This window comes from Pseudoalteromonas sp. Isolate6 (assembly GCF_022398435.1).
Lineage (GTDB): Bacteria > Pseudomonadota > Gammaproteobacteria > Enterobacterales > Alteromonadaceae > Pseudoalteromonas > Pseudoalteromonas galatheae.
The window spans coordinates 1-10,788 of sequence record NZ_JAKEVK010000168.1 but is presented as its reverse complement, the minus strand read 5'-3'; the positions used below and the strand labels follow the sequence as shown (position 1 = coordinate 10,788).

The window sequence follows — 10,788 nt, the reverse complement described above, 5'->3', positions numbered from 1 at the left end:
GAGTTAGATCACAGATATTACTTGTTAATAATTTGTTTTTGTTATATTTTTGTGAAGTGAAGGGGCCTTTGGTCCCTTTACTTATTGTAAAAACATGCAAAAGGAATTAACTGATGTGCCAAGAAGGAGCTAGGCTGTATTAGACTGTATGAAAAGTTTAGGGTATACACGAGGCGCTCAGTGTTAAAACAGTATTGTATTGCCATTACTACTTTGTTAATGCTGGCCTTTTCAGTGAAAGCCACAGAAACACAAATTCTCTATATATATCACGATAAACCACCCTATGTTATTGATCTAGAGTCCCAAAAAGGCCTCTATTTTGATTTAGCCAAATTAATTAATGCAGTACAAAAAGACGTACGGGTAGAAGTACGGTTTGTACCACGCAAACGCTTAGATAAGCAACTCGAACGACAAACGTTTCAAGGCTTCATATTAGGGGTAAATCCAGCTTGGTTTGATGACCGAAAAAAACAAAAATATTTGTGGAGTAGCCCGTTAATGTATGACACGGACGAATTTGTTTCGCATATAGATCAACCGTTCGAATATTATCACCCCAGCTCTTTGTATGGAAATCAGGTTGGCGCTATTGCTGGATACTATTATCGACACCTAGATCAGGGAATGGAGCAATCCAATATCCAGCGAGTGAACGTAAATTCCGAAGAAGCGCTGTTGGAAATGGTCCTAAAAAAGCGGGTGAGTATTGCGATCGTCAGTCGGTCTACGACAGAATATCTTATTGCTAAAAATGGATGGAAGAGAGTGTTTCACTTTTCACAAAATCCGCACGAAACCTATTTCAGAGCGATATTGGCACCTAAAAGTTCTGTATCGGACTTTGAGGCGCTACAGCTGGTGCTAGATTCCAAGCCCTTCAAAAAACAACTGGTGAAATTGCTTAAAAGCTATCATCTTGTCTATTGAGCGATTGGGGACTAATTTTATTTAAATCAGTTACATCGCTCAGGCGCTTGAGTGATTACCAACTGCCAGTGTTGTCCATTGACTGCCAAGGCTCAGCTGGAGGCAATGCATCACCTTGCTGCAGTAACTCGATAGAAATTCCATCTGGAGATTTTACAAATGCCATGTGGCCACAGCGCGGTGGTCTGTTGATCACGACTCCGGCATCTTGCAGTTTTTGGCAAAGTGCATAAATGTTCTCTACGGCAAAGGCCAAGTGACCAAAATTTCGTCCCCCCGTGTATTCTTCCGGATCCCAATTATAGGTAAGTTCGATAGTAGGAGAAAAGCTTTGCTGCGCTTGTTCAACTTGATCAGGGGCGGCAAGATAAACCAGACTAAAGCGACCTTGCTCACTGTCATAACGTTTCACTTCAACGAGGCCCAATAGCTCGCAATAAAACTTCATTGACTCATTAAGGTCACGGACTCGCACCATAGTGTGTAAGTATTTCATTATGTAATCCATTTAGACTCTAGTTGATAAATTTTAAAGTGTTCTACATCAGATTGGAAGGTCAACAGACTTTGACGCTTAACAGTGGCGATAAACGTGCTTTATGAGCCGAAAAGAAGTACAAGAACCTGTTCCTATATAGCTTCAAACAATACTGAATATTAGATTAATATTTTGTTATTTATCATGTTTTTATAAAATTTCATGATATTTTTCGTTGCCCTTTGCTTTAAGCAGATGATTGATTTAGGATCAGACTTTATAGTCAAAAAACATGGACATTATGATCATCAGGCTGATCCTTATTGCACTGTTTTGTTTTGCTATGACGGCAAAAGCAGTAGAAGTTCAAAATTTATATGAAGCCTCGCTGAGTGTTAACGACAAATCTCGCGCAACACGAGCGCAAGCGAGCCAACAGGCATTATTAAAAGTGTTGCAAAAGCTCACGGGTAAAGCCGATGATTTTTCTCACCCTTCTATCCAAGCGAGCCTTAAGCGTATTTCAGATTACATGCTGAGGTATGAATATTATGATCGACAAGGTGTAACTAAAATAAAGGTGGAGTTTGAGCCTGGTAAGGTCGAAGATTTGGTTAGAGAAGCTAGCTTACCGCTTTGGGGCAACCGCCGTCCTATGGTCGCGATATGGATGGTGATTGAAGATAACTTCCGCCGAGAGTTTGTTACGCAAGAAAGCTACCCTCAACTCGAACGCTTGATTTATGACACAGCAGACGAATGGGGTGTGCCAGTCGTCGTCCCTTTGATGGATCTTGAAGATCGCAGCAATGTGAGTATCGCAGAGGTATGGGGAAACTTTTCTAACGAAGTTGAGGAAGCGTCATTGCGTTATGAGGCGGAGCGCGTTATCACTGCACGTTTGTTTCAGCCTGCCCATACAAATTCTTGGCAGTTAGACTGGCGCTACACTGATGCCGAATATTTTGAGCCTGAGCAATATGTTGGTGACAAGCAGCAAGTTATCATTGATATGGTGAATCAGCTATCTAGTACCTTGGCTCAGAAGTATGTTATCGATCCTAATCTTACTTTAGAGGCCCATCGAACTGAAATTGTTGTCGAGCAATTACGATCATTTTCGGATGTAGAAATGGCTAAGCGTCGTTTGCTATCCATGAGTACGGTGGTGGATGTCGATGTGATCTACCGTGCGAAAACAGCGGTGAAGTTTGCAATTGAACATACCTCAAGCACAACAGACTTGCGTAAAACGATTGCATTGGAGCAAAGCTTTAAGGCGTATGAAGACCCAAGAGCTTATTATCAAATTGCAGACGAAAATAACCTTAAATACAATTGGGTGGGCAAATAGGATGGAATCGCCACGTCAAATGGCGTTGCCAGTGACACTGCCAGATGACGAAACCTTTGCCTCTTATTTTGGTGGCGAAGCGTCATTGGAAGTAAGTCACTTAAAAAATGGCCTTGCCCGTCGTTTAACTGGTTTTCAGTACACTTACCTGTGTGGATTAGCAGACTCTGGCAAGTCGCACTTGCTTTATGCCACGTGCATTGAAGCGCAAGAGCTTGGGCTTTCAACTATCTTATTGTCTATGCGAGAAGTGTTGGATTTTGGTCCGTTAGTGTTAGATGGGCTCGATGCACTGGATGTAGTTTGTATAGACGATGTGCATTTGGTTGCAGGAGATGAAGCGTGGGAAAAAGCCTTATTTAACTTTTTCAATCGTTTTAATGAAAAAGGCAAATGCCTAGTGGTCACTGCCGATCTGTTACCCAACATGCTGAATTTGTCACTGCCAGACTTAGAATCGCGCCTAACCTGGGGAACGACCTTTCAGATCCGCTCGATGAGTGACGATGATAAAGCCGAAGCCTTAGTAAAAAGAGCGCATATGCGTGGCCTTGAACTATCCGATGAATGTGCGCGATTTTTGCTCACGAGATTGAGTCGTGATATGCGTGCGTTACTTGATGTATTGGATAAACTCGATCACGCATCCATGGCTGCGCAAAGAAAGTTAACAATTCCTTTTATAAAAGCCACTTTAAAGCTGTAACAGGGCTAGAATATCGCCTTGCAATTCAGTTATCATAAGAGATTAAATAACAGCAAATTACCTCAGCAAAGATCAGGTAGACAATGAATTTAGAAAATATTTTAGCGCAAGCGCTTGAAGCCGTTGAGCAGGCAAGCGAAATTGCGCACCTTGAGGAAGTTAGAGTTAACTACCTTGGTAAAAAAGGTGAGATCACAGGTCTTCTTAAAACGCTAGGCAAACTAGCACCAGAAGAGCGTAAAGACGCAGGTCAGGTGATTAACCAAGCGAAGACCCAAGTACAAGATGCGATTACGGTAAAACGTGAAGCGTTAGCCAATGCTGCACTTGAGCAGAAGCTAGCAGCTGAGACAATTGATGTGACGTTGCCGGGTCGTACAATGCCAGCTGGTGGTCTTCACCCAGTTACTCGCACCATTGAGCGTATTGAGCAGTTTTTTGGTGAGCTAGGATTTGCTGTTAAATCTGGCCCAGAGGTTGAAGATGACTTTCATAACTTTGATGCGCTAAATATTCCAGAGCACCACCCTGCGCGTGCCGATCATGATACTTTCTACTTCAATCCTAAATTGGTACTACGTACACAAACCAGTGGCGTTCAGATCCGTACAATGGAAGCTGAGCAGCCACCTTTACGTATTATCTCACCAGGTCGTGTATACCGTAACGATTACGATCAAACACATACGCCAATGTTCCACCAAGTTGAAGGCTTGATGGTAGACACTAACGTAAGCTTTACAGAACTTAAAGGGATTTTGCACGATTTCCTACGCAACTTCTTTGAAGAAGATATGGAAATCCGTTTCCGTCCTTCATACTTTCCGTTTACAGAACCTTCTGCTGAGGTAGATGTAAAAGGTAAAAATGGTAAATGGCTTGAAGTACTAGGCTGCGGCATGGTGCACCCTAACGTATTGCGATCGGTAGGCATTGACCCTGAAAAATACACTGGTTTCGCCTTCGGTATGGGGGTTGAGCGTTTGACGATGTTACGTTACGGCGTAACTGACTTAAGAGCTTTCTTCGAAAACGACTTAAAATTCCTAAACCAATTCAGATAAGAGCGACAAAAGTATGAAATTCAGTGAAAAGTGGTTACGCGAGTGGGTCAATCCAGCAATTGATACTGATGCGTTATCTGAGCAATTATCAATGGCGGGTTTAGAAGTTGATGGTGTAGACCCAGTTGCCGGTGACTTCCAAGGTGTGGTTGTCGGTGAAGTGGTCGAATGTGGTCAACACCCAGATGCTGACAAACTTAGAGTAACAAAAGTAAATGTAGGCGAAGACGAGCTACTAGATATTGTCTGTGGTGCCGCTAACTGCCGTGCCGGTTTAAAAGTAGCGGTTGCTAAAGTGGGCGCAACGCTTCCTGGCGATTTCAAAATTAAGAAAGCCAAACTTCGTGGTCAGCCGTCTCACGGTATGTTGTGTGCGTTTGAAGAGCTTGGCATGGCGGAAAGTTCAGACGGTATTTTAGAACTCCCTATGGATGCGCCAATTGGCCAAGACATTCGTGAATACTTTGGCTTGAACGACGTGACTATTGACGTTGATTTAACGGCTAACCGTAGCGACTGTTTAGGGATCAAAGGTCTGGCTCGTGAAGTTGGGGTACTAAACAGCATTGACGTAACAGAAGTTGCTATCACGCCTGTTGCGCCAACGATTGATGATAAAATCTCTATTGAACTGGTAAATAGCGAAGCATGTCCACGCTACTTAGGTCGTGTGATCAAGGGCGTTAATGTTAAAGCAGAGACCCCGTTTTGGATGGTAGAGAAACTGCGCCGCTGCGGTGTTCGCTCGATTGATCCAGTTGTTGACGTAACGAACTACGTGTTGCTTGAGCTAGGTCACCCGATGCACGCGTTCGATTTAAGCCAAATCGAAGGTGGAATTAAAGTACGTAATGCCTTTGAGAATGAAGAGCTAGTATTGTTAGACGGCAACACGGCGAAGCTTAATCCATCAACGCTACTGATTGCTGATGATAATAAAGCACTTGCGATGGCCGGTATTTTCGGTGGTGAACAGTCTGGTGTTAGTGACGAGACAAATGACATCTTGCTAGAAAGCGCGTTCTTTGCACCGCTTGCGATTGCAGGTCAGGCACGTAACTACGGTTTGCATACCGATGCATCGCACCGTTACGAGCGTGGTGTAGACCCAGTGCTGCAGCGTGATGCAATGGAAAGAGCGACAGGCTTGTTACTTGAAATCGTTGGCGGTGAAGCAGGCCCGATTGTTGAAGCTGTGTCAGAAGCAGATTTACCAAAAGAGCGTCAGGTGACGTTACGCCGTGAGCGTTTAGACCGTGTGATCGGTTATCATATCGAAGATGCTAAAGTGTCAGACATTTTAACGCGTCTGGGCTTAGCTGTAACATTTGCAGGCGGCCAGTGGCAAGCAACAGTGCCAAGCTATCGCTTCGATATTAGTATCGAAGAAGACTTAATTGAAGAAGTTGCTCGCGTATTTGGTTACAACAATATCCCAAATGTGGCGCCAACCGCAGCGTTAAAGATGACAGATCATCAAGAAGCCCATTTGCCTGTAGCGCGTTTTAGAGATGAGTTAGTAAGCCGTGGTTATCAAGAAGCCATCACATACAGTTTCGTTGATCCAAAAGCACAGCAGCAGCTACATCCTGAAGCCGATGCATTAATTCTTCCGCACCCAATTTCGATTGAAATGTCAGCAATGCGTGTAAGCTTGATGACAGGGCTTATCAATGCGGTTTCTTATAACCAAAACCGTCAACAGTCACGTATTCGCTTATTCGAAACGGGCCTTAAGTTCATCAAAGACGACAGCGCGGAAAACGGCGTACGTCAAACTGCTGTGATCGGTGGTATCGCGTATGGTAATACGCACAACGAACACTGGTCTGTGCCTTCACGTAAAGTGGATTTCTTTGATGTGAAAGGCGATGTAGAAGCATTACTTGCGCTTTGTAACGATAAAGCACGCTTTAGCTTTAAAGCAGAAGCGAGCGATGGTTTGCACCCAGGTCAATCAGCTGCAATTTATGCAGACGGTAAAAAGGTTGGTTTCATCGGTGCTGTTCACCCTCAGCTATTAAAGCCGTTAGAGCTTAAAGATACACCATATGTATTTGAAATCGACATGGCTGCTTTAGAAAATCGCCTGCTTCCAGAAGCAGTTAGTATCTCGAAATTCCCATCAAATAGAAGAGATATTGCTATTTTAGTTGCAGATGACGTAAAAATAGGCGATATTTTAGAGTGCATTGAGAAAGTTGGCGGAAATCAATTAGTTGACCTAAACTTATTCGATGTGTACAAAGGGCAAGGGGTTGAACCTGATCATAAGAGTTTAGCCATTGCTCTAACATTACAAGCGGTTGATAGAACGCTCGAAGAGAAAGACATCAACGCGGTTGTAGAAAACGTGGTGGCCGAACTGGCCAAACAATTCAATGCATCGTTGAGGGACTAGATATGGCGCTTACTAAAGCCGACATAGCTGAACACCTATTTGAAAAACTGGGGATCAATAAGAAAGATGCCAAAGACTTAGTTGAAGCGTTTTTTGAAGAAATCCGCTCAGCGCTAGAAAACGGCGAGCAAGTAAAGCTCTCTGGGTTTGGTAACTTTGACCTTCGCGACAAGAAGGAACGCCCAGGTAGGAACCCAAAAACTGGGGAAGATATTCCTATCTCTGCGCGACGCGTGGTAACTTTTAGGCCTGGCCAAAAGTTAAAAACCCGTGTTGAGGTCGGCACAAGCAAAAACTTGTAATATAAGAAAGCCTTGGTGGTGATACCAAGGCTTTTTTTATATTGAAATAGTTTTGTCACATATTCAAGCTACACTCTGCGCTTAGTTGCGTTCTGTGGAGTGGAGAGCTTATGCGAGGAGCACACTCCTTAAGCAAGTTGTTTAAGAATATCTTTATTGCTTGGTTGTCTTGCACCTTTGTATTTTCAATTTTGGCAGCATTCACTTATGTGCATCAAAAAGAGACTGCTAAATCCAACCTTACTACCGTAGCGAGTCGGATTGTATCTGACATCAACAAAGAGTTTGCTGTAGTAGACGATACCTTAAAACATGCTATCCACCTTTCTTCGAATTGTGACCCTGAGGGTCTACAGTACATGCGTAGATTGGTTTTTGAAAATCCAGGTATGAGCGAAATAGGTATAGTAGATAGTAAAGGGAAATTGGTTTGCAACTCTTTTGGGCAGCTCACTCCACCTGTTAATACCAGTGCCCCCATAAAAAAGCCCGGGCTAAGATACTACGGTCCAGTTATTACTGACTACCTGGAGCTTCCAGCCTTTGTTCTAGCACGTACAAGAGACGATGGCTATGAAGTGAATGTGTTGATCCCTGCTCATTGGCTGAAGAGTATGCTTGATATTTCGGCTCATCATAATACCGATTTTGCTGCCTTGGTCGACAATAGCACGGGTGTGCCGATTTTTTTAAATGGTAAATACGCTTTGCCAATCCGTCAAAAACTATTTCCGTCCGCTAATAGCCGTGCAGTAGAAGCACTTTTTGATGATGGAAAAGTAAAATTTGCTTACGTTGCTGCTATTCCAAGTTTACCGCAGATGAGTTTGATTATTGCAAAAAATGACGAGCAACTAGTGAGTCTAGGTTGGTTATGGTTAATACTCTGGAGTGTTTTTTATGGCGTCTCTTGGGTTGGCCTTACGTTGTTATTAATCAGTTATGACAAGCGCCAGTTAAGCAGTAAAACCCAAATACTAAGAGCATTGGCAAATGATGAGCTGTTTAACGTATATCAACCACTCGTTAATTCCGAAGTGAAGTCGATAGTGGGCGTAGAGGTGCTCATTCGTTGGCGACATCCACTTGAAGGTGTGCTAGGGCCAGCTTACTTTGTTCCCGAGGCTGAGCGAGATGGTACTATTTTAGATATCTCGATAGCGCAAGTCGAAAACGCTGTGCGTGATTTAACGGACATCTTAGAAGTTCAGCCAGACTTTAAGGTTTCTTTTAACGTTAATGGTTTACTTCTGGGTTCTAAGCGCTATATAGACGCCTTACTCGCTGCAAAATGTCAAATATCATCGTTGACTATTGAATTAACTGAGCGCGATGTGCTGACACAAGCTCAAACCAAAACGGTACTAACTGAGCTCAAACGTGCCGGAATAGAAATCGCGATTGATGATTTTGGCACGGGGTATAGTGGTCTGCAGTACCTGCAAAGTTTTCCGATTGACCTACTGAAAATAGACCAGAGCTTTGTCGCATCGATTGGCCTAGATACTTTGCAATCCCCGGTTTTATCGGCGGTGATTGATATGGCGGAAAAGCTGGACAAAAAACTGATTGCCGAAGGGGTAGAAACTCAGGCTCAAGCAAGTTACCTAAAAAGTCGAGGAGTGAATATTCACCAAGGCTGGCTTTACTTTAAAGCATTGGAGCTGCCGCAATTGCAGTGTGAGGTAGGTAAAGCGCTGGGTGATAACAGAGCAGCTTAACCACTCTGTTACTTTCAATAGACCCTAAAATTAAATAACCTTAGCGAAGTAGCAACCAAATGCATCAAGAGTGAGTACATTTGCGCTTGCCGTGCCACTTAGGTGCTTCAGGTCGCACTGCATTAATGCAACTTCAGGAAGTGTCACGCTTTGCTGAGTAGCGGCTAAGTTGAATGCGCACAGCAGTGTCTGGGTTTGTGCTTTACGGTAAAAAGCTAATACTGGCTCTGGAGTATCAATAAACTCAATATCGCCTGTTTTTAGTGCAGGTTGCGCATTTCGCCACTGTAAAAAAGCTTGATAGTAGCTGAGCGTTGAATAGTCATCTACTGCCTGTTCATCTACAGCTCGTAGCGCATGCGCTTCAGAAACTGGTAACCAAGGCTTAGATTCTGAGAATCCAGCATTGGTTTTTTCTTTTGTCCACGGAAGCGGCGTTCTACAGCCATCACGGCCTTTAAAGTTTGGCCAGAAGGTAATGCCATATGGGTCCTGCAGCTCCTCGAAAGCAACGGTGGCTTCGCCAAGTCCAAGTTCTTCGCCTTGATACATACAGACGCTACCGCGCAATGAACCGAGAAGGGCGGTGAGCATTTTGACCTGCGTATCGTTCACCTTGCCATCTACACTCCAGCGACTTGCTACCCGTTCTACATCGTGATTTGCAAACGCCCAACATGGCCAACCTTCGGTCATGACTGACTCTAGGCGAGCAACCGTTTCTCTGATGTACTTTGCACTATAATCGTTAGTTAGGAGCTCAAAGCTATAACCCATGTGTAGCTTGTTACCATCGGCTGTGTACTCTGCCATTGTTTGCAAAGAGTCTTCTGAGCTTATCTCACCCAAGCTAACTGTGCCTGGGTATCTATCTAATAAGGCACGGATCTCTTCCATGAACAGTAAGTTTTCAGGTTGTGTATTGTTGTAATAATGGTACTGAAAAGCATAAGGGTTGTCTTCGCTAAAGCCACGACCTTGACGAAGCTCAATAGGCTTAGCTGGATTATCCCTAAGCTGCTTGTCGTGAAAACAGAAGTTGATGGCATCTAGTCTAAATCCATCAACGCCTTTTTTAAGCCAAAATTCGACGTTGTCTAGTACGGCTTTACGCACTTCAGGGTGATGAAAGTTAAGATCCGGCTGCTCAGTTAAGAAGTTATGCAGGTAATATTGGCAACGTCTAGGCTCCCACTGCCAGGCAACACCGCCAAAAATGGATAGCCAATTGTTTGGTGGACTGCCGTCTGGATTGGCATCGGCCCATACATACCAGTCTGCTTTGTCGTTTGTTTTGTTTTCACGACTTTCGACAAACCAAGGGTGTTGATTTGAGGTATGACTAAGTACCTGATCAATGATGATCTTAATATCACGGTTATGTGCTTCGCTGATAAGCGTATCAAAATCGTCGAGTGTGCCGAACATAGGATCGATATCGCGATAATCGCTAATATCATAGCCAAAGTCTTTCATCGGTGATTTAAAAAATGGTGAAATCCATACTGCATCAACACCAAGCGACTTAATGTAGTCTAGTCGCTGAATAATACCCTGTAAGTCGCCAATACCATCTGCGTTACTGTCCTGAAAGCTACGTGGATATATTTGATAGATAACCGCGCCTTTCCACCATTCATTATTTGCCATGCACTTTCTCCAGGCTATGTGCGTGTTTATTCTGTGGTCGTGCTGAGTATCAAGTAAATACGATACTAGGCACTTTCACCACTAATTTTGCCAAAGAATACGTCATGCTCATGGGGCTGTAAAAAACCTGCATACGTATGCAGGTTTTGTTGGGTAAATTTATGATAAGTCATTTACAT

The 10,788-nt window shown here is 43.6% G+C and carries 9 protein-coding genes; 7 read left to right on the top strand and 2 right to left on the bottom strand.

All coding sequences use genetic code 11. The annotated features are described in order from the left end of the window. Positions 1–180: 180 nt before the first annotated feature. Complete coding sequence (locus L1D50_RS17785; RefSeq protein ID WP_128728346.1) at positions 181–933, top strand: transporter substrate-binding domain-containing protein; 753 nt, start codon at positions 181–183, stop codon at positions 931–933. A 55-nt stretch (positions 934–988) separates the two neighbouring features. On the opposite strand, the gene L1D50_RS17780 is transcribed toward L1D50_RS17785, so the two are convergent. Continuing rightward, a complete protein-coding gene (locus L1D50_RS17780) occupies positions 989–1,429 on the bottom strand; it encodes a VOC family protein (protein ID WP_128728345.1) in 441 nt (146 codons plus the stop codon). 274 nt (positions 1,430–1,703) lie between these two features. Here L1D50_RS17780 and L1D50_RS17775 point away from each other — a divergent pair, with 274 nt between their 5' ends. From L1D50_RS17775 to L1D50_RS17750, 6 genes are all read left to right on the top strand, one after another. Then, on the top strand, positions 1,704–2,765 hold the full coding sequence (locus tag L1D50_RS17775) for a DUF2066 domain-containing protein (protein WP_239966518.1): 1,062 nt from the start codon (positions 1,704–1,706) through the stop codon (positions 2,763–2,765). 1 nt (position 2,766) lies between these two features. Beyond that, positions 2,767–3,471, top strand: coding sequence for a DnaA inactivator Hda (hda, locus tag L1D50_RS17770; protein WP_117332898.1), 705 nt, complete (start codon positions 2,767–2,769; stop codon positions 3,469–3,471). An 83-nt stretch (positions 3,472–3,554) separates the two neighbouring features. Further along, complete coding sequence (gene pheS, locus L1D50_RS17765; RefSeq protein WP_010604038.1) at positions 3,555–4,535, top strand: phenylalanine--tRNA ligase subunit alpha; 981 nt, start codon at positions 3,555–3,557, stop codon at positions 4,533–4,535. 13 nt (positions 4,536–4,548) lie between these two features. Beyond that, entirely contained in the window at positions 4,549–6,936 is a 2,388-nt protein-coding gene (pheT, locus tag L1D50_RS17760) for a phenylalanine--tRNA ligase subunit beta (RefSeq protein WP_239966517.1), read from the top strand. Between the two features lie 2 nt (positions 6,937–6,938). Further along, complete coding sequence (ihfA, locus tag L1D50_RS17755; RefSeq protein ID WP_010377997.1) at positions 6,939–7,238, top strand: integration host factor subunit alpha; 300 nt, start codon at positions 6,939–6,941, stop codon at positions 7,236–7,238. A gap of 110 nt (positions 7,239–7,348) precedes the next feature. Then, positions 7,349–8,959: an EAL domain-containing protein gene (locus L1D50_RS17750; protein WP_239966516.1), complete on the top strand. Its 1,611-nt coding sequence runs from the start codon at positions 7,349–7,351 to the stop codon at positions 8,957–8,959. Positions 8,960–8,989: 30 nt separating this feature from the next. Here the strand turns inward: L1D50_RS17750 and L1D50_RS17745 are convergent, their stop codons facing one another. Further along, a complete protein-coding gene (locus L1D50_RS17745) occupies positions 8,990–10,609 on the bottom strand; it encodes an alpha-glucosidase family protein (protein WP_128728340.1) in 1,620 nt (539 codons plus the stop codon). Positions 10,610–10,788 lie beyond the last annotated feature (179 nt).

What these genes read in the sequence shown, in the direction of transcription:
- L1D50_RS17780 (WP_128728345.1), bottom strand. Translation starts at nt 1,429, where the DNA reads ATGAAATACTTACACACTATGGTGCGAGTCCGTGACCTTAATGAGTCA.
- L1D50_RS17775 (WP_239966518.1), top strand. Translation starts at nt 1,704, where the DNA reads ATGGACATTATGATCATCAGGCTGATCCTTATTGCACTGTTTTGTTTT.
- hda (WP_117332898.1), top strand. Translation starts at nt 2,767, where the DNA reads ATGGAATCGCCACGTCAAATGGCGTTGCCAGTGACACTGCCAGATGAC.
- pheS (WP_010604038.1), top strand. Translation starts at nt 3,555, where the DNA reads ATGAATTTAGAAAATATTTTAGCGCAAGCGCTTGAAGCCGTTGAGCAG.
- pheT (WP_239966517.1), top strand. Translation starts at nt 4,549, where the DNA reads ATGAAATTCAGTGAAAAGTGGTTACGCGAGTGGGTCAATCCAGCAATT.
- ihfA (WP_010377997.1), top strand. Translation starts at nt 6,939, where the DNA reads ATGGCGCTTACTAAAGCCGACATAGCTGAACACCTATTTGAAAAACTG.
- L1D50_RS17750 (WP_239966516.1), top strand. Translation starts at nt 7,349, where the DNA reads ATGCGAGGAGCACACTCCTTAAGCAAGTTGTTTAAGAATATCTTTATT.
- L1D50_RS17745 (WP_128728340.1), bottom strand. Translation starts at nt 10,609, where the DNA reads ATGGCAAATAATGAATGGTGGAAAGGCGCGGTTATCTATCAAATATAT.